This is a genomic window from Tepidimonas alkaliphilus, from assembly GCF_007556595.1.
GTDB lineage: Bacteria > Pseudomonadota > Gammaproteobacteria > Burkholderiales > Burkholderiaceae_C > Tepidimonas > Tepidimonas alkaliphila.
Map to the genome: position 1 here is coordinate 61,517 of NZ_VJNB01000007.1, position 16,570 is coordinate 78,086.

Sequence of the window (16,570 nt, forward strand, 5' to 3'; positions counted from 1 at the left end):
TCAGCGCCGCACCACCACCAGGCCCTTGAGGTACTCGCCTTCCGGGAAGGCCAGCCCCACCGGATGGTCCGGCGCGCCGCCGTGGCGCGCCAGGATCGCCGCCTCCACCCCGGCTTCGTGCGCCGCGCTGGCGACGATCTTCTGGAACAGCTCCACGCCGACGGCGCCGGAGCACGAGTAGGTCAGCAGCAACCCGCCGGGCGGCAGCAGCTTGAACGCCAGCCGGTTGACGTCCTTGTAGGCGCGCGCGGCGCGCTCCAGGTGCGCGGCGCTGGGGGCGAGCTTGGGCGGGTCGAGCACGATCAAGTCGAAGCGTCGCCCCTCGGCAACAAAGGCGCGCAGCGTGGCGTTGACGTCGGCGTCCAGCCACGTGCAGCGCGCCTCATCCAGGCCGTTGAGCGCCACGTGCGCCCGCGCGCGCTGCAGCGCCGGGGCGCTCGAATCGACCGAGACGACGTGGCGCGCGCCGCCGCTGAGCGCCGCCAGCGTGAAGCCACCGGTGTAGCAGTAGGCGTTGAGCACCTCGGCGCAGCCGAAGCGGCGCACCAGTTCGGCGCAGGCGCGGCGGCTGTCGCGCTGGTCGAGGTAGTAGCCGGTCTTGTGGCCGGTGGCCACATCCAGCGTCAGCCGCCAGCCGTGCTCGCGGATCGTCACCTCGGTGGGGCCGCCGCCGCGCAGCCAGCCGGTCACCGGGGGCAGCCCCTCGAGCTGGCGCACGCCGCTGTCGGAGCGCTCGTAAAGACGGGCGCAGCCGGTGAGTTGGATGAGCAAATCCGCCAGCCGATCTTTGTGCCGCTCCACGCCGCTGGCCCCAAACTGGGCCACCAGGGTGTCGGCATAGCGATCCACGATCAGCCCCGGCAGGCCGTCGGATTCACCGTGAACCAAGCGCACGCCGTCGCTGTCGATCGCCAGCCGCGCGCGCAGATCCAGCGCCGCGCGCAGCCGCCGCTCGAAGAACGCAGCGTCGATGCGCTCGGCTTCTTCGAAACTCCACGCCCGCACCCGGATGCGCGACGCTGGCGCATACGCCCCCCACGCAAGGAAGCGGCCGTCAACCGCCTCCACCCGCACCGTCTCGCCCAAGTCAGCACGCCCGCTTTCCATCGCGGTGTCGAACACCCACGGGTGGCGGCGCAGCAGCGAGCGTTCTTTGCCCGCCTTCAATCGGATCGTCTTCATGGGGGCGGATTGTCCCACCCCGCATGCTGGCTCTCAGGGCCGCAGATACACAAAGCCTTCGCGCGCTTGCAGCTTGGCCACTTCGGCCACGCCCGACGGCACGACCTTGGCTTCCGGCACGAGCTTGTTGGCATCGATGCGGCGCGCCACCAGCGTGTTGTTGCAGACGCGGAACTCTACGCCGCGGTTGGCCAGCTCGGCGATCGCGCCGGCAAACGGCTGATCTTGCTGGTTGGTCGCGCCTTCCAGCAAGAAATCGATGCCCAGCCCGTGCGCCACGACCACGATTTTGGCGGAGGGGTCGGCATTCAGATGGTTGCGGATGTTGCCGATGGCCCGCGTGGCTTGCGGAATGCCTTCGCTCAAGTGGTACACCACTTTGATCGGCTCGGCAGCCTGCGCGGTCATTGTCAGCGTCAGGGATGCCAGCCACATCATCCAGCAGCGCCATAGTTTGAGCACGATGCGGTCTCCTTTCGCTCCTTGCACGTCAAACGGACAGATCCGCGCTGGCGGATCATGCTTTGACAATTGTCAGCTGTTTGGCTGCCCCTGACCAGCGCGGGGTTTCCCGCAAGCGGCTGCTGGCGGCTGCGGGGCTGGGCTGCTGGCGCGATGCTGCGCGCGCGGGTGAGCCGCCTCATAGACGCGGCTTAAGTGTTGAAAATCCAAGCGCGTGTAAAGCTGCGTGCTGGCGATGCTGGCGTGCCCGAGCAGCTCTTGCACCCCGCGCAAATCGCCGCTGGATTGCAGCACATGGCTGGCGCAGCTGTGGCGCAGCATGTGCGGGTGGACGTGGATGGCGAGTCCGGCCTGACGCGCCAGGGCGGCCAGGGCCCGCCGCGCCACTTGGGGGGTCAGCCGCGCGCCGCGCGCGCCGACAAACAGCGCGGGTTGCGACGCCGCCGCGCCGAGCCAGGCCGCGCGCGCCTGCAGCCAGTCGCGCAGCGCGGCCTGGGCCGCCACCCCCACCGGCACCGAGCGCCATTTGCCGCCTTTGCCGCACACGTGCACTTCGGCGCTGTCCAAATCGACCCAGCCGCGCGCGCTGGGGCTGGGGTGGATGTCCAGCCCTAGCAGCTCGCCCAAGCGCAAGCCGCTGCTGTAGAGCAGTTCGGCCATGGCCCGATCGCGCAGGCGCAGCGGCTCATCCTGCGGCTCGCCGCTGGCCGACTGGACGAGCTGCAACGCCTGCTCCACCGACAGCGCTTTGGGCAGCGCCCGCGACGCCTTGGGCGCGCGCACGCCAGTGACCGGGTGCGCGTCCATCCAGCCTTGCCTCCCCACCCAACGGTAGAAGCCGCGCCAGCTCGACAGCATCAAGGCCAGTCCGCGCGGCTGGCGGCCAGCGGCGTGCAGCTGCGCCAGCCAGCGCCGCACGTGCGCCGGATGCACTTGCGCCAGCGTGAGCCCCTCTGCTGCGGCATGTTGTTGCAACACTTGGAGGTGCGCGGCATACAGCGCCAGCGTGCGTGGGCTTAAGCGCCGCTGCACCGCCAGGTGCTGCAGGTAACGCGGCACCCAGTCGGCGTCGTCGGCTACCAAGGCGGGCTTGGGGGCGGTCATGCGTTTGGCGTGGCAGGTTCGGGCGACGATGTCCGCGGGCTGCGAAGCCGCCCCAACGCCGCCGCCGCCAGCTCGCCCAGGCGCTGCAACAAGTCGGTGCCGGCGTTGGCCTCGAAGCGTTGGGGGTCATCGCTGGCCAGCACCAGCAAGCCGAACGCAGGCTCGTGCGCCGCGGGGCGCAGCGGCACCAGCGCCACCGAAGCGGCGGCGGCCGGATCGCTCAACCACTGCAGCGGTTGCACGCCCGGGTTGACCCCGACGAATGGGCGCGGCAGCGACTGCACGAAGGCGCGCGTCTCCTCGTCCACCGGCACGGCCCACGGCGCTCCAGGCGCAGCCTGCACGTCCCACAGCCGCAGCGCCACTTGCGGCACGCTGAACTGGCGCGCCAGCTCGGCGGTCAGGCGCTCAGGCAGGGCGCTGGGGTCTTCCGTGGCCAGCAGCGCGCACGTCCATTGGTGCAGCCGCTGCAGCAGCGCCATGTTGTCCTGGCCGTGGCGGATCATCTCGGCGGTGCGCAGCTCCAACTGGCGCAGCCGCTCGCGCAGGATTTCCACCTGGCGCTCCAGCAGGCTGATGGCGCGTCCGGTCAGCGGGCTGGTGAGCTGAACCGCAGCCAGCAGGTCGGCGTGGCGCTCGAAAAAATCAGGCCGATGCAGCAAATACTGCGCAATGTCATCTTCGGTCAGCGGTTGCAAGCCTTCAGCGGTGCTCAAGGGGGCGACTCCTGCAGGGCAAAGGCAACTGCGATTGTGACGCAACCGAAGGGCTCAACGGGAGTCGGCCCAAGGGTCTTGCGGCACCTCGACCTCGCCGGTGAACACCGGCTCGGCCGGGCCGGTCATGCGCACGGGCGCGTCCAGGCCGTCGCGCCCGCGTGGCCACTCGATCGTCAGCCGCCCGCCGCGCAGCTCGACGTCCACCGCCTCATCGAACCAGCCCAGGCGGATGCCGGCCACCACAGCGGCACAGGCGCCGGTGCCGCAGGCCAGCGTCTCGCCGGCGCCGCGCTCGTGCACGCGCAGGCGCGCGTGGCCGCGGTCCACCACCTGCAGGAAGCCGGCGTTGACGCGGCGCGGAAAGCGCGCATGGCGCTCGATGAGCGGCCCCCAGGCGGCCACCGGCGCGGCCTCCACGTCGTCCACGCGCAGCACGGCGTGCGGGTTGCCCATTGACAGCACCGCCACGCGCGGCGCCTCGGCCACGCCGGGCAGCGGCAGCGGCCAGCGCTGCCAGTCGCCCAGCGGCTCGGGCTGCAGCCCCGCCGGGTCGAACGGCACCGCGGCGGGCTCGAACACCGGCGCGCCCATGTCGACAGTGACGCGCCCGTCGTCGCGCAACTCCAGCGTCAGCACGCCGGCGCGCGTGGCCACGCGCACGCGGCGCTTGTGCGTCAGGCCCGCGTCGTGCACGTAGCGCACGAAGCAGCGCGCGCCGTTGCCGCAGTTTTCCACCTCGCCGCCGTCGGCGTTGTGGATGACGTATTCGAAGTCCACGTCCGGCGTTGGAGCCGGGCGCACCGTCAGGATCTGGTCGGCACCGACGCCGAAGTGGCGGTCGGCCAGCCACTGGTACTGCGCGGGGGTCAGGCCATAGCGCTGGCGGGTTTCGTCCAGCACGACGAAGTCGTTGCCCGCGCCGTGCATTTTGGTAAAGCGCAGCCGCATCAGCTCGCCTGCTCGGCCACGAAGATTTCCACGCGGCGGTTCTTCGCGCGCCCCTCCGGCGTGGCGTTGCTGGCGATCGGTTCGCGCGAGCCGCGCCCGTCGATGGCGATGCGCTCGATGCCGACGCCGCGGCTGACCAGATAGTCGCGCACGGCGGCGGCGCGGTTGACCGACAGCGGGTTGTTGACCGCGTCGCTGCCGGTGCTGTCGGTGTGGCCGATGATGGTCACGCGCGCGGCCGGGTTGCGCTTGAGCCCGTCGGCGAAGGTGTCCAGCACGCTGCGGAAGTTCGGCTTGATGTCGGCGCGGCCGACGTCGAACGAGATGTCGCTCGGGATCTCGAGCTTGAGGCGGTTGTCGGCGGTCTGCGTCACCGCCACGCCGGTGCCGGCAGTGGCCTGCTCCATCTCGCGTTTTTGCTGTTCCATGCGGCTGGACCAGATGTAGCCGCCGGCGGCGCCAGCGGCCGCGCCAATCGCCGCCCCGCGCACCGCGCCCTTGCCGCCATCCGTCACGGCCCCCAGCACCGCGCCCGCGGCAGCGCCAATCATCGCGCCTTTGGCGGTGCCGGATTTTTGCTCCTCGCTCATGTGGGCGCAGCCGCCCAAGGCCAAGGCGGCAGCGCCAGCCAACAGCCACGCACAGTGCCAAGGGTGCCGACGGTGCATGCGAACGCTCCTTGAAGGCGAAGTGGGACGCTTGCGATTGTGCATTCTGCCGCACCCGTTGGCTTATGCCCAGGCCCGGCGGCCGGGCCGCAACAAACGGTCACTTCTGTCACAATCCCGTGCATGGGTGGTTTTGCGGCAACCGGTTTCGCGGGGCCAGCGCACGGCTGGCGCTATGACATTGCGGTGCCGTTGGGGCCGCGCGTGCAGCGCTTGACCGCGCCAAACCCTGGCCGCATGACCGGCCCGGGCACCAACACCTACCTGATCGGCCAACCCGAGACGGGTTATATCGTGGTCGATCCGGGGCCCGACGATGCGGCGCACTTGGGCCGGCTGATGCGGTTGACGGGCGGCGACGTGCGCGCTATTGTGTGCACGCACTCGCACCCGGATCATGCCCCGGGGGCTTACCCCCTCCAAGCCCAGCTGAAGGCCGCCGGCGGCCCTCCCGCACCGGTGCTGGGGCTGGCCAGCGCGCCCACCGCGCGACCGCACAGCCGCTGGACGCCCGAGCGGCCTTTGGCCGACGGCGAGCGCCTGACACTGACAGACCGCGACGGCGTGGTGCAGGTCACGCTGCGCGTCGTGCACACCCCGGGCCACGCGGCCAACCACCTTTGCCTGTTGCTCGAGGAAGACGGCTGGCTGTTCAGCGGCGACCACATCCTCAGCGGCAGCACCACCGTCATCGACCCGCCGGACGGGGATATGGATGCCTACCTGCGCTCGCTGCAGCGTCTTCAGGCGTTGTGTGGCGACGCGGGCGTGCGCCGCATCGCGCCGGCCCACGGCGACGTCTTGGATGACGCGCAGGGCGCCATCGAGCGGCTGATCGCGCACCGACTGCGGCGCGAGGCTCAAGTTGCCGCCGCCCTGTCGGCGAGTCCCGAGGGCGATTTGGAGACCTTGGTGCGCCACGCTTATGCGGATGTTGCGCCCGCCCTTTGGCCCGTGGCCGCGCGCTCGCTGCTGGCGCACGTCAAGCGGCTTGATCCGGCGCGTTATGAGGCGTTGATGCGCCGCGCGGGCTAACAGGCGAGGTCCAGAAGGCTGCGGGGCCGCGACCGGGCATCCCGTTTCCGACTCGACCCCAGCACGAAGAAAAAGGTGAAGTCCGCCGGTACGCCGGATTCTGTGCGCGCCGCCGACAGGCTGCGCGTGACCGTCATTCCTCTGGGCCGCCGGTCACCCGGACGGCTCAATGCCACCGACCCGCCAGCACGGCCCGCGGGCCACGGGCAGGGGTTGCCCCCAGGCTGGCCTACTTGGTGTTGCTGCGCGTAGAGATTGCCGCGTTTCACCCCGGTCTGAACCGGCTCGTCTCTGTGGCTCTGATCCGCACCTCGCGGTGGAGAGGCGTTACCTCCTACGCTGCCCTGTGCAGTCCGGACGTTCCTCCAGCGCGCCCTTGCGGGCCTTGCGCCGGCGACGGTCGGGCGGGCTTCACCGGGGGCGATTATCGCGCAGCCTCGCGTCGGACGTGGGCGCGCGCCCTCGCGGGCCCGGCGCCGGGCTATCATGCTGGCTTGCCCTTTCTGCCCGATCGCTACGGGCCCCGAGCACGACCATGATCCGCCTCAGCGAACTGAAGCTGCCCCTGGAGGCGCTGCCGCTGCCGGCGCGGCGCGCCGCCGACGCCGGCCCCGAAACCGAGGCCGACCGCGCCCCGCCGCCGCATCCGCAGGACGCGCTGCGCGCGCTGGCCGCGCAGGTGCTGGGGCTGTCCCCGGCGGCGATCGCGCGGCTGCAGGTGCACAAGCGCGCCTTCGATGCGCGCGGCGCCCAGGTACGCGCGGTCTATATCGTGGACATCGCGCTGGCCGACCCCGGCGCCGAGGCGGCGCTGCTGCAGCGTCTGGCCGGCCATCCGCACGTGCAGCCGACGCCGGACATGACCTGGCGGCCGCCGGCGCTGGCCCCGGCCGGCTGGATGCCGCCCGGTGGCGCGCGGCCGGTGGTGGTCGGCTTCGGGCCCTGCGGCATCTTTGCCGCGCTGACGCTGGCCGAAATGGGCCTGCGCCCGATTGTGCTGGAGCGCGGCCGCCCGGTGCGCCGCCGCACGCAGGACACTTGGGGCCTGTGGCGCCGCCGCGTGCTCAACCCCGAGTCCAACGTCCAGTTCGGCGAAGGCGGCGCCGGGCTGTTCTCCGACGGCAAGCTCTACAGCCAGGTCAAGGATCCGCGCCACCTGGGCCGGCGCGTGCTGCAGGCGTTCGTCGACTGCGGCGCACCGCCCGAGATCCTCTACGAGGCGCACCCGCACATCGGCACCTTCAAGCTCGTCAAGGTGGTGCAGGGCCTGCGCGCGCGCATCGAGGCGCTCGGTGGCGAGGTCCGCTTCGAGCAGCGCGTCGAGGGCTTCGAGGTCGAGGAGGGCGAGCACGGTGCGCGGCGGCTGCGCGCGCTGCGCGTGCGTGATCTCGTCAGCGGCGCGCTGCACGAAGTGCCGGCCACGCACGTCGTGCTGGCGCTGGGCCACAGCGCGCGCGACACCTTCGAGGCGCTGCACGCCGCCGGCGTGGCGCTGGAGGCCAAGCCGTTCTCGGTGGGCGTGCGCATCGAGCACCCGCAGAGCCTGATCGACCGCGCGCGCTGGGGCCGCCACGCCGGCCACCCGCTGCTGGGCGCGGCGGCCTACAAGCTGGTGCACCACGCCGCCAACGGCCGCGGCGTCTACAGCTTCTGCATGTGCCCGGGCGGCACGGTGGTGGCCGCCACCAGCGAGCCCGGGCGCGTCGTCACCAACGGCATGAGCCAGTATTCGCGCGCCGAGCGCAACGCCAACGCCGGCCTGGTGGTCGGCGTGGCGCCCTCCGATTACGCGGTGGCCGACGCCGCGGCCTGGCGCGCCGCCTTCGGCGCAGAGGCCGGCGAGCGCTACGCGCGCGAGGCGGCGCGGCTGGCGCGCGAGGGGCGCGTGCATCCGCTGGCGGGCGTGGTGCTGCAGCGCACGCTGGAGTCCGCCGCCTTCGAGGCCGGCGGGCGCGATTACGACGCCCCGGCGCAGCGCGTCGCCGACTTCCTGGCCGGCCGGGCCGGCAGCGCGCTCGGCGACGTCGTGCCGTCGTACAAGCCCGGCGTCAAACCGGTCGACCTCGCCGCGGTGCTGCCGCCGTGGGCGGTGCGGGCGATGCGCGAGGCCATCCCGCAGCTGGCACGCCAGCTGCGCGGCTTCGACCTGCCGGATGCGGTGCTGACCGGGGTGGAGACGCGCACCTCCTCGCCGCTGCGCATCCCGCGCGGGCCGGACTGCCAGCACCCGCAACTGGCCGGCCTTTACCCCGCCGGCGAAGGCGCCGGCTACGCCGGCGGCATCCTGTCGGCGGCCATCGACGGCACGCGCGTGGCCGAGGCGCTGGGCTGCCACCTGCTCGGCGCCGAGCCGCCGCCGCCCGACCGCGCCGCGCGCCTGGCGCTGGCTTACGGCTGAGGGTCGCTGCCTGCGGTGGGTGCGGGCAACCGGTCGGTGTCCAACGCAGGCTCGGCGTCCGGCACCGCCTGCAGGTAGCGCTCGAACGCCGTGCGCGTGGCGCCGGATGCCTCCCGGCGCAGGTAGTCCACGGTCAGCACGCTGGCCAGCTTTTCGGCGGCGGCGCTGGCGATGAACTGGTTGACGGAAATGCCGTCGCGGGCGGCCAGTTCGCGGATGCGCTGATGCAGCGAGGTCGGAAGGCGCACGGTCAAGGCGGTCATGGTTCGGCTCCCAGCCCTTCGGTCCAGAACCACGCGGGCGTGACGGCCTGCGCGCCCAGCGTCTCAGCGCCGCGGAAATCCGCGACGTTGTGGGTGATGAGGTAGCGGCTGCCGGAGGCCGCCGCGCACTCGAGCACCATGTCGTCGTCGGGATCGCGCAGGAAAGGGTGCCAGAGGTAGTGCACGTCCTGCAGGTGGGCGATCGACGCCAGATAACGCAGGTAATCCAGCACATCCTCCACGCCGAGGCCCGACGGCCGGTGCTCGGGCCGCGTCAGCACCGCCTGCCATTCGGTGTACAGCGCCACCGACAGCGCGATCTGAAACCTTGGGTGCGGCAGCGCGGCCACGATCCGGTGGCTGGCTCCACGGCGGGAGCGGGCGGCGGCCACCAGCACCGAGGTGTCGAGCACGACGCGCATGGTGGTGCCAGTGTAACCATTCCGGCGGGCCTCGCCAACCCCGCCGCCCGACCGCGCCGCGCGCCTGGCGCTGGCTTACGGCTGACGCGGACGCCGTCAGCCCGCGGTCACAGCGCCTGCAGCGCAGCGATGCGCTCCTCGATCGGCGGGTGGGTGGCGAACAGCTTGCCCAGGCTGCCGGTGATGCCCAGCGCCTGCATGCCCTGCGGCAGCGCGCCCGGCTCCAGCCCGCCCAGGCGCGCCAGCGCGTTGATCATCGGCTGCTTGCGCCCCATCAGCATGGCCGCGCCCGCGTCGGCGCGGAACTCGCGCTGGCGGCTGAACCAGGCCACGATGATGGCGGCCAGGAAACCCAGGATCACCTCCATTACGATGCTGGTGACCAGGTAGCCGATGCCAGGGCCGGACTGTTCGCTGTCGCCGCGGCGCAGGAAGCTGTCCACGACATAGCCGATCACGCGGCTCAAGAAGACGACGAAGGTGTTCATGACCCCCTGAATCAGGGTCATTGTCACCATGTCGCCGTTGGCGATATGCGCCACCTCGTGCGCCAGCACCGCCTCCACCTCCTCGCGCGTCATGTTCGCCAACAGGCCCGTGGAGACGCCCACCAGCGCGTCGTTTTTGAACGCGCCGGTGGCAAACGCGTTGGGCTCGCCCTCGTAGATGCCAACTTCGGGCATGCCGATGCCGGCCTTGTCGGCCAGCTTGCGCACGGTGGCCAGCAGCCAGGCTTCGTCGGGGGTGCGCGGCTGGTCGATGATGACCATGCCGGTGCTCCACTTGGCCATCGGCTTGCTCATCAGCAGCGAGATGAACGCGCCGCCAAAGCCGATGATCAGCGAAAACGCCGCCAGCGCCACCGTATCCAGTCCGTTGGCGGTCAGGAAGCGATCGACGCCCAGGATGCGGGTGGTGATCAACAACACCGCCATCACGGCGAGGTTGGTCAGAACCAGCAACAGAATGCGTTTCATGGGTGCTCCGCGAGTCGGTCAGAAAGCGATCGTGCGACGATCCAGACGTGGGGGGCGAGCCAAGGCAGCCTCAAGGGGCAAGAGAGCCTGCGCTTCGCCGCTGCCGGCCCGTTCAGACCCCGATCGCGTCGTCAAGTTCCATCAGCAAAGGCTGATGATCGGACAGCAGCGTAGCAGAATCGAGTGACACCCGCCGCACGCGCGCGGCCAGCCCCGGGGTGACAAACAGATAGTCGCAGGTGACCGGCTGCGCGCCCGACTCGTGCACGCGAAACGTCGGCGGCTGCGGCGTGCCGGGGTGCGCCAGCGTCCAGGCGTCGAGGAAAGCCGGCGCGCCGCCCGCGGCGGCGGTCAGCTCGCGGTAGGCGGCATCGTGCGGCGGGGCGTTGAAGTCGCCCATCAGCACCGCCTCGGCGGCGTGCGGGCGCGGCTGGAACGGCGTGTCGGGCGGCTCCTCGCCCACCGCCGGCGGCTGCGCGGCCACCGCCGCGGCCTCGCGCTGCCAGGCCACAAGCGCGCGCGCTTGCGCCAGCCGCTGCGCCGCGCTGTAGTAGGCCAGGTGCGTGGCGCCGACGCGCAGCGCCCCCCACGGCGCCTGCACGGTGAGCGCCGCCAGCACGCGCGGCATCGATGGCGCCGCCGGATCGGCCGGGTACGGCAGCGCCAGCGGCTGCACGCGCAGCACCGGCAGCCGCGTGGCGATCAGGTTGCCGAAGCGCTGCCGGGTCGGGCGGCCAGGGCGCCATTCGTCGATCGCGGCGGCAAAGAACACTTCGTAGCCGGGCAGCGCCGCGCGCACCTGCTCGACCTGGTCGGCTTCGCCTGCGCCCTCCAGCCCGGGGTAGTGCTGCGCCACCTCCTGCAGGCCGATGACGTGCGGCTGTTCGCCCCAGTCCAGCGCATGGCGCAGCACGCGGTCCACGTCCACGCGGCCATCCAGGCCGCGAAACCATTGCACGTTCCAGGTCAGAATCCGCATGGCTGTTTCCGTGCTAACCCGGCTGCGTGGCGGGCTGACATGGCCTGCATCGTACCCGGTGCGGCGGCGCCATGCGCACGCCCGCCTCAGGTCGCGGCAGCGGGCTGCAGCCGCCAGCGCAGCGTCTCGCCGGCGCGCAGCGGCTTGACTTCCGCGTCGCCAAAGCGGTAGCGCTCGGGCACCGTCCACGCCTCGCGTTTGAGCGTCACGCGCTCGGTGTTGCGCGGCAGGCCGTAGAAGTCCGGCCCGTGCAGGCTGGCGAAGCCCTCCAGCCGATCCAGCGCGCCGGCGGCTTCGAACGCTTCGGCATACAGCTCCAGCGCCGCCGGCGCGGTGTAGCAGCCGGCGCAGCCGCAGGCGTGTTCCTTCAGCTGCGCCGCGTGCGGCGCGCTGTCGGTGCCGAGGAAGAAGCGCGGATGGCCGCTGGTGGCCGCCGCCACCAGCGCCTGGCGGTGCGCCTCGCGCTTGAGCACCGGCAGGCAGTAGTGGTGCGGCCGGATACCGCCCGCCAGCAGCGCGTTGCGGTTGTAGAGCAGGTGGTGCGCGGTGATCGTCGCCGCGAGGTTCGGCCCGGCCTCGGCGACATATTGCGCCGCCTCTTTGGTGGTGATGTGCTCCAGCACCATCTTCAGGCCCGGGAAGTCGCGCCGCAGCGGATCCAGCACCCGCTCGATGAACACCGCCTCGCGGTCGAAGATGTCGATCTCGCTGTCGGTAACCTCCCCATGGATCAACAGCAACAGCCCCGCACGCTGCATCGCCTCCAGCGTCCGGTAGGTGCGGCGGATGTCGGTGACGCCCGCATCGCTGTGGGTGGTGGCGCCCGCCGGGTAGAGCTTGACCGCCACCACGCCGGCCTCGCGCGCGCGCTCGATCTCTTGCGGCGGCAGGTGGTCGGTCAGGTACAGCGTCATCAGCGGCTCAAACGCTACGCCCGGGGGGCGTGCCGCCAGGATGCGCTCGCGGTAGGCCGCCGCCTGCGCCGCGGTGGTCACCGGCGGCTTGAGGTTGGGCATGACGATCGCGCGCGCGAACTGCGCTGCCGTGTGCGGCACCGTGGTGGCCAGGGCCGCGCCGTCGCGCAGGTGCACGTGCCAGTCGTCGGGACGGATCAGGGTCAGGGTGTCGGCAGCGTGGCTCATCGGGCCGGATTGTCGCAGAGCGGGATCCGCCTCACAGAGGCGCCTTGAGCGGCGGCGCCCGGGGCCGCCAGCCGGAGGAGGACTGGGTTGACAAATCGATCTAACCAGACCAGACTAAGCCAAATCAAGACCAATGCCGTGACCAAGGAGTCCCGCATGACCGCCGTCAACATGCTGCAGGCCAAGTCCTCGCTGTCGCGCCTGGTGCAAGCGCTGGAAGAAGGGCGCGAGCGCGAGATCGTCATCGCGCGCAATGGCCGTCCGGCGGCGCGGCTGGTGCCGCTGGAGGCGGCGCCGGCGGGGCGGCGCATCGGCGTGGCCAAGGGGCGCTTTGCCGTGCCGGACGACATCGACGCGCACAACGACGAGGTCGCGCGCCTGTTCCTCGGGGGCGGGGCGTGAACCTGCTGCTCGACACCCACGTGGCGCTGTGGGCCCTCACCGACAGCCCGCGCCTGTCGGCCCGGGCGCGCGAGCTGATCGAGTCGCCGCGCGCCACCATCTGGATCAGCGCCGCGACGCTGTGGGAGATCACGATCAAGCACGCGCTGGCGCGCGGCGACATGCCGGTCTCCGGCGTCGAGGCGCTGCGCTACTTCGAGGCGGCCGGCTACCGCTTCCTGCCGGTGTCGCCGGAGCACGCCGTCGCGGTGGCCGACCTGCCGCCGCTGCATGCCGACCCGTTCGACCGCCTGCTGGTGGCGCAGGCACGGGTGGAGCCGATGCGCCTGCTGACGCACGACGCCACGCTGGCGCACTACGGCGGCACGGTCGAGTGCGTCTAAAGGGCGCTGCGTCCGCCGCGGGCCGTCCAAGCCCGGGGGGGCTAGCTTGGCCCATTGCGCAGGCTGCTGCCACTGTCTATACTGTGCACGGTAGGGTTCATTGAGATTCATCAGGACATCCATCATGACCGCACCCAAACCGTTTTGGAACCCGTGGCTGGCGGGCGTGGCGCTGGGCGTCACGCTGCTGGCCACCTTCGTGCTGACCGGGCACGGGCTGGGCGCCACCGGCTTCACCACGCGGCTGAGCGCCTGGCTCGGCCTGCAGGCCGCGCCCGAGGCCATCCAGGCCAACGCCTACCTCGGCGCGATGGCGCGGCCCGACATCCTGGACGGCTGGATCACCTGGCAGGTGATCGGCGTGTTCGCCGGCGCGCTGCTGGCGGCGTTCCTCGCCGGGCGGCTGCGCGTGCAGCTGGACGGCGCCACGCGCGTCGGCACCGGCAAGCGCATCGCCGCCGCGCTGATCGGCGGGCTGCTGGCCGGCTTCGGCGCACGCATCGCGGCCGGCTGCACCAGCGGGCTGGGCCTGTCCGGCGCGGCCACGCTGTCGATCGCGGCGTTCGTCTTCCTCGGCGCGTTCTTCGTCACTGGGCTGATCGTCAGCCGTCTCGTCAAGGGGGTCTGAAGCCATGTTCCCGCTGCAGGAAACCGTCTGGTCGGCGCTGCTGGTTGGCGTGGCGTTCGGCTTCATTCTGGAAAACGCCGGCTTCGGCAGCCCGTGCAAGCTGACTGGCCAGTTCACGCTGCGCGACTGGTCGGTGCTGAAGGTGATGTTCACCGCCATCGTGGTGGCCGCCGTCGGGCTGCAGCTGCTCGGCATGGCCGGCGTGCTGGATCTGGACGCGGTGTTCGTGCCGACCTCGTTGATGATGGCGTCGGCCATCGGCGGCGTGCTGGTCGGCGCCGGCTTTGCGATCGGCGGCTACTGCCCCGGCACCTCGGTGGTCGGGGTGGCCTCGGGCCGGCTGGACGCGCTGGTGTTCTTCGTCGGGCTGATCGTCGGCACGTTCGCTTTTGCTGGTTTATATGGCCCCACGATCGAGACGCTGATGGCCATGGCCGAGGTCGAATCGGGCGACACGCTGCACGACGCATGGGGCATCTCGCCGTGGTGGATCATCGGCGCGATGGCCGCGGCCCTGGTCGGCGTGTATTACCTGGGCCGCTGGTTCGAGCAGCGCCACGGCGGCCCGATCGACGCGCAGGAGGCCGTGCTCGGCGAGGCCGGCTGCGGCTGCGGCGCGCAGGGCTGCGGCACCGCCACGCAGGTGCGCCAGGCCGGCTGAATTCGTCTGTTCCCCTTTCCCCTGCGCCGCGGCCGCCCGCTCCCTCTGCGCGGCCCGGCGCTCCCACCCCCACGTTTGACGTCACCGACAACCGCAAGACCATGAAGACCCGCAAGCAACCCCTGACCCAAACCCTGACCGCGCTGCTGGTCGCCTCCAGCCTCGTGGCCCCGGCCGCGATGGCGCAGCAGGCGCCCAAGGCCGACGGCAAGCCGGCCGCCAGCGCCGCCGGCAATCCGTGCGCGCCGGGTAACCCGTGCGCCCCCGGCGCCGACAAGAAGAAAAAGAAAAAGCGCACCGAGGGCGACAACCCCTGCGCCCCGGCCAACCCGTGCGCGCCGAAGCGCTGATCGCCTGTCCGGCTGCGCCCTCGGCCGCTGTGCCCGAGCGCGCGCCGGCACGCTGAACGCCCCATGTGCCCCGCCGCCACTTCCGCGACCGAATTGGCCGACCTGTCTGGCTGGGCCGAGGTGGCGTTGCGCGTGCCGCTCACCTACGCGCAGCGCGGCGTGTCGCTGGCGCAGGCGGCGCTGGCCGGCGCGCGCCGCTTCGAGGAGCTGCGCCACTACCCGGCGCGCGACGTCGTCGATGCGGCGCACGGCACGCGCTTCTACTACCACGCGCATGGCGGCGCGCAGCGCTGGGGCTCGGACGCCCCACCGGAACACGGCCACTTCCACCTGTTCTGGGACGGGCCCGAGCCCGGTGCGCACGTGCACGTGGCGGCGCTGGCCTTGGATGCGCGCGGCCAGCCGCTGCGCTGGTTCACCACCAACCGCTGGGTCACGGCGGGGCGCTGGGCACCGGCGGCGGAGCTGATCGCGCGCCTGCCGGCGTTTCGCGTGGCCGCACGCGGCGGGCGGCTGGCGCCGCTGGCGCGCTGGCTGACCGCGATGGTGCAGCTGTTCGCCGACGAGCTCGCCGCGCTGCTGCGCGCGCGCGACGCGGCGCTGGAACCTCACCTGCGGCGGCGACCGGCGGAGCAGGTGTGGGAAGACCGCGCGCTCGAGGTGCTCAGCACCACGGATGCGGCGCTGGCGCCGCGCCTGCGGCGGCTGGGCCTGGCCTGACCGATTGTTTGCCCCCAAGGAGAGACGACGATGAAAACCCTTCGACGCATCGCAGTGGCGCTGGGCGCGGCCGCGCTGGCCGCCAGCGCCTGGGCCCAGGGCGTGCTGCCCGGCCCGGTGGTCAGCACGCAGTGGCTGGCCGACAACCTCGACAAGGTCCAGGTGATCGAGATCCGCAACGACGCCAAGAGCTTCACGCGCGAGCCGGAGTTCGAGACCACCAAGGACGGCAAGAAGGTGCTGGACGAGTTCGGCGGCCACATCCCCGGCTCGCGCCTGTTCCTGGCCAAGGAGCTGCGCACCCAGCGCGAGATCGCCGGCAACAAGGTCAGCTACATGATGCCGGACCGCGCCACCTTCGAGAAGGTGGTGCAGGCGGTGGGGGTGCTGGCCGACAAGCCGATCGTGCTGGTGCCGGAGGGGCAGAAGATCTCCGACTTCAACGACGCGGCGCGGCTGCACATCCTGTTCAAGGCCTACGCCGACACGCCGGTGGCGCTGCTGGACGGCGGCATGGTGGCCTGGCTGCTGGAGGGCCGCCCGTGGAGCAAGGACGCCCCGGCGCCGCTGACCACCACCTGGAAGGCCACCGCCGACCGCTTCGCCAGCCTCGTGGCCGACTCGCCGGACGTGGCCGCGGCGATGGAGAAGAAGGACGTGCAGCTTGTGGACACCCGCGCCACATCGATGTACTTGGGCGTCTTCAAGCGTGATTACGTCTATGCCTACGGCCACATTCCGGGCGCGCGCAACGTGCCGCTGGAGACGCTGTTTGTCACCCGCGGCGGCGCGATCCGGCTGCTCAAGCCCGAGACCTACCGCGCGGTGTTTCAGTCCCTTGGCGTCGATCCGTCCAAGCCGCTGATCACCTACTGCAACAGCGGCAACGACTCCTCGCTGCCGTGGTTCATCGCCTACGAGATCCTCGGCAACCAGCAGGCGCGCAACTACGACGGCTCGCTGCACCAGTGGACGCTGGAGAAGCGCGCCATGAACGCGCCGGTGCCGGCGGCGATGTGACGGGTCTTCGGGCGGCGCCACGCGCCGCCTCGAGCGCCGATGTGCAAAGGGCTCCCTACGGGGAGCCCTTTGGGTTTTATCGGGGCCGTGCGTCACCGCTCCCGGCC

General features: G+C 71.6%; 19 protein-coding genes, 1 other RNA gene and 1 pseudogene. 9 read left to right on the top strand and 12 right to left on the bottom strand.

Annotation, left to right across the window (positions count from 1 at the left end; all coding sequences use genetic code 11):
• The 6 genes from Talka_RS07680 to Talka_RS07705 all read right to left on the bottom strand — a co-directional run bounded on the left by Talka_RS07680 (position 1) and on the right by Talka_RS07705 (position 5,083).
• Entirely contained in the window at positions 1-1,182 is a 1,182-nt protein-coding gene (locus Talka_RS07680) for a class I SAM-dependent rRNA methyltransferase (protein WP_143890538.1), read from the bottom strand.
• 33 nt (positions 1,183-1,215) lie between these two features.
• Positions 1,216-1,620, bottom strand: coding sequence for a DsrE family protein (locus Talka_RS07685; RefSeq protein ID WP_185970100.1), 405 nt, complete (start codon positions 1,618-1,620; stop codon positions 1,216-1,218).
• A gap of 96 nt (positions 1,621-1,716) precedes the next feature.
• Positions 1,717-2,748 (bottom strand): tyrosine-type recombinase/integrase, encoded by a 1,032-nt coding sequence (locus Talka_RS07690; protein WP_143890539.1) that lies wholly within the window; start codon positions 2,746-2,748, stop codon positions 1,717-1,719.
• Positions 2,745-3,464, bottom strand: coding sequence for a DUF484 family protein (locus Talka_RS07695; protein WP_143890540.1), 720 nt, complete (start codon positions 3,462-3,464; stop codon positions 2,745-2,747). The genes Talka_RS07690 and Talka_RS07695 overlap by 4 nt, the downstream gene beginning before the upstream one ends.
• Before the next feature lie 54 nt (positions 3,465-3,518).
• Positions 3,519-4,415: a diaminopimelate epimerase gene (gene dapF / locus Talka_RS07700; RefSeq protein ID WP_143890541.1), complete on the bottom strand. Its 897-nt coding sequence runs from the start codon at positions 4,413-4,415 to the stop codon at positions 3,519-3,521.
• Positions 4,415-5,083 carry a YiaD family glycine zipper/OmpA-like lipoprotein gene (locus tag Talka_RS07705; RefSeq protein ID WP_143890542.1) on the bottom strand — a complete coding sequence of 223 codons (669 nt, stop codon included), beginning with the start codon at positions 5,081-5,083 and terminating at the stop codon, positions 4,415-4,417. Before Talka_RS07705 ends, dapF begins: the two co-directional genes overlap by 1 nt.
• Before the next feature lie 168 nt (positions 5,084-5,251).
• Between Talka_RS07705 and Talka_RS07710 the strand changes: the two are divergent.
• A pseudogene (locus tag Talka_RS07710) lies at positions 5,252-6,118 on the top strand (MBL fold metallo-hydrolase); the annotation flags it as partial.
• Positions 6,119-6,191: 73 nt separating this feature from the next.
• On the opposite strand, the gene rnpB reads toward Talka_RS07710, so the two are convergent.
• Positions 6,192-6,531, bottom strand: an RNA gene (gene rnpB / locus Talka_RS07715) — RNase P RNA component class A.
• 122 nt (positions 6,532-6,653) lie between these two features.
• Between rnpB and Talka_RS07720 the strand changes: the two genes are divergently transcribed.
• Positions 6,654-8,516, top strand: coding sequence for an NAD(P)/FAD-dependent oxidoreductase (locus Talka_RS07720; RefSeq protein WP_143890544.1), 1,863 nt, complete (start codon positions 6,654-6,656; stop codon positions 8,514-8,516).
• On the opposite strand, the gene Talka_RS07725 is transcribed toward Talka_RS07720, so the two are convergent.
• From Talka_RS07725 to pyrC, 5 genes are all read right to left on the bottom strand, one after another.
• Positions 8,507-8,779: a toxin-antitoxin system HicB family antitoxin gene (locus Talka_RS07725; RefSeq protein WP_143890545.1), complete on the bottom strand. Its 273-nt coding sequence runs from the start codon at positions 8,777-8,779 to the stop codon at positions 8,507-8,509. The two genes, Talka_RS07720 and Talka_RS07725, sit on opposite strands and share 10 nt — an antisense overlap.
• On the bottom strand, positions 8,776-9,201 hold the full coding sequence (locus Talka_RS07730) for a putative toxin-antitoxin system toxin component, PIN family (protein ID WP_143890546.1): 426 nt from the start codon (positions 9,199-9,201) through the stop codon (positions 8,776-8,778). Before Talka_RS07730 ends, Talka_RS07725 begins: the two co-directional genes overlap by 4 nt.
• 107 nt (positions 9,202-9,308) lie before the next feature.
• On the bottom strand, positions 9,309-10,178 hold the full coding sequence (htpX, locus tag Talka_RS07735) for a protease HtpX (protein WP_143890547.1): 870 nt from the start codon (positions 10,176-10,178) through the stop codon (positions 9,309-9,311).
• Between the two features lie 112 nt (positions 10,179-10,290).
• Positions 10,291-11,157 carry an endonuclease/exonuclease/phosphatase family protein gene (locus Talka_RS07740; RefSeq protein WP_143890548.1) on the bottom strand — a complete coding sequence of 289 codons (867 nt, stop codon included), beginning with the start codon at positions 11,155-11,157 and terminating at the stop codon, positions 10,291-10,293.
• A gap of 86 nt (positions 11,158-11,243) precedes the next feature.
• On the bottom strand, positions 11,244-12,299 hold the full coding sequence (gene pyrC, locus Talka_RS07745) for a dihydroorotase (RefSeq protein WP_143890549.1): 1,056 nt from the start codon (positions 12,297-12,299) through the stop codon (positions 11,244-11,246).
• A 156-nt stretch (positions 12,300-12,455) separates the two neighbouring features.
• On the opposite strand from pyrC, the gene Talka_RS07750 reads away from it, so the two are divergent.
• From Talka_RS07750 to Talka_RS07780, 7 genes are all read left to right on the top strand, one after another.
• Positions 12,456-12,701, top strand: a complete 246-nt coding sequence (locus Talka_RS07750; protein ID WP_143890550.1) for a type II toxin-antitoxin system Phd/YefM family antitoxin — start codon at positions 12,456-12,458, stop codon at positions 12,699-12,701.
• Positions 12,698-13,084: a type II toxin-antitoxin system VapC family toxin gene (locus tag Talka_RS07755; protein WP_185970097.1), complete on the top strand. Its 387-nt coding sequence runs from the start codon at positions 12,698-12,700 to the stop codon at positions 13,082-13,084. The genes Talka_RS07750 and Talka_RS07755 overlap by 4 nt, the downstream gene beginning before the upstream one ends.
• Positions 13,085-13,208: 124 nt before the next feature.
• The gene (locus Talka_RS07760) at positions 13,209-13,712 is read left to right on the top strand and encodes a YeeE/YedE thiosulfate transporter family protein (protein ID WP_143890551.1); all 504 of its coding nucleotides are present in this window, start codon (positions 13,209-13,211) and stop codon (positions 13,710-13,712) included.
• A gap of 4 nt (positions 13,713-13,716) precedes the next feature.
• The gene (locus tag Talka_RS07765; protein WP_143890552.1) at positions 13,717-14,373 is read left to right on the top strand and encodes a DUF6691 family protein; all 657 of its coding nucleotides are present in this window, start codon (positions 13,717-13,719) and stop codon (positions 14,371-14,373) included.
• Between the two features lie 101 nt (positions 14,374-14,474).
• On the top strand, positions 14,475-14,723 hold the full coding sequence (locus Talka_RS07770) for a hypothetical protein (RefSeq protein WP_143890553.1): 249 nt from the start codon (positions 14,475-14,477) through the stop codon (positions 14,721-14,723).
• 63 nt (positions 14,724-14,786) lie between these two features.
• Positions 14,787-15,443, top strand: coding sequence for a DUF6969 family protein (locus Talka_RS07775; RefSeq protein WP_143890554.1), 657 nt, complete (start codon positions 14,787-14,789; stop codon positions 15,441-15,443).
• 30 nt (positions 15,444-15,473) lie between these two features.
• Positions 15,474-16,463 carry a sulfurtransferase gene (locus Talka_RS07780; RefSeq protein ID WP_143890555.1) on the top strand — a complete coding sequence of 330 codons (990 nt, stop codon included), beginning with the start codon at positions 15,474-15,476 and terminating at the stop codon, positions 16,461-16,463.
• The last annotated feature ends 107 nt before the right edge of the window (positions 16,464-16,570 follow it).

Bases quoted from the DNA above. Each gene is read 5' to 3' on its own strand.
- Talka_RS07780 (WP_143890555.1), top strand. From the start codon at position 15,474: ATGAAAACCCTTCGACGCATCGCAGTGGCGCTGGGCGCGGCCGCGCTG.
- Talka_RS07740 (WP_143890548.1), bottom strand. From the start codon at position 11,157: ATGCGGATTCTGACCTGGAACGTGCAATGGTTTCGCGGCCTGGATGGC.
- htpX (WP_143890547.1), bottom strand. From the start codon at position 10,178: ATGAAACGCATTCTGTTGCTGGTTCTGACCAACCTCGCCGTGATGGCG.
- Talka_RS07750 (WP_143890550.1), top strand. From the start codon at position 12,456: ATGACCGCCGTCAACATGCTGCAGGCCAAGTCCTCGCTGTCGCGCCTG.
- Talka_RS07765 (WP_143890552.1), top strand. From the start codon at position 13,717: ATGTTCCCGCTGCAGGAAACCGTCTGGTCGGCGCTGCTGGTTGGCGTG.
- Talka_RS07775 (WP_143890554.1), top strand. From the start codon at position 14,787: ATGTGCCCCGCCGCCACTTCCGCGACCGAATTGGCCGACCTGTCTGGC.
- Talka_RS07705 (WP_143890542.1), bottom strand. From the start codon at position 5,083: ATGCACCGTCGGCACCCTTGGCACTGTGCGTGGCTGTTGGCTGGCGCT.
- dapF (WP_143890541.1), bottom strand. From the start codon at position 4,415: ATGCGGCTGCGCTTTACCAAAATGCACGGCGCGGGCAACGACTTCGTC.
- Talka_RS07685 (WP_185970100.1), bottom strand. From the start codon at position 1,620: ATGATGTGGCTGGCATCCCTGACGCTGACAATGACCGCGCAGGCTGCC.
- Talka_RS07770 (WP_143890553.1), top strand. From the start codon at position 14,475: ATGAAGACCCGCAAGCAACCCCTGACCCAAACCCTGACCGCGCTGCTG.
- pyrC (WP_143890549.1), bottom strand. From the start codon at position 12,299: ATGAGCCACGCTGCCGACACCCTGACCCTGATCCGTCCCGACGACTGG.
- Talka_RS07720 (WP_143890544.1), top strand. From the start codon at position 6,654: ATGATCCGCCTCAGCGAACTGAAGCTGCCCCTGGAGGCGCTGCCGCTG.
- Talka_RS07760 (WP_143890551.1), top strand. From the start codon at position 13,209: ATGACCGCACCCAAACCGTTTTGGAACCCGTGGCTGGCGGGCGTGGCG.
- Talka_RS07690 (WP_143890539.1), bottom strand. From the start codon at position 2,748: ATGACCGCCCCCAAGCCCGCCTTGGTAGCCGACGACGCCGACTGGGTG.
- Talka_RS07730 (WP_143890546.1), bottom strand. From the start codon at position 9,201: ATGCGCGTCGTGCTCGACACCTCGGTGCTGGTGGCCGCCGCCCGCTCC.
- Talka_RS07725 (WP_143890545.1), bottom strand. From the start codon at position 8,779: ATGACCGCCTTGACCGTGCGCCTTCCGACCTCGCTGCATCAGCGCATC.
- Talka_RS07680 (WP_143890538.1), bottom strand. From the start codon at position 1,182: ATGAAGACGATCCGATTGAAGGCGGGCAAAGAACGCTCGCTGCTGCGC.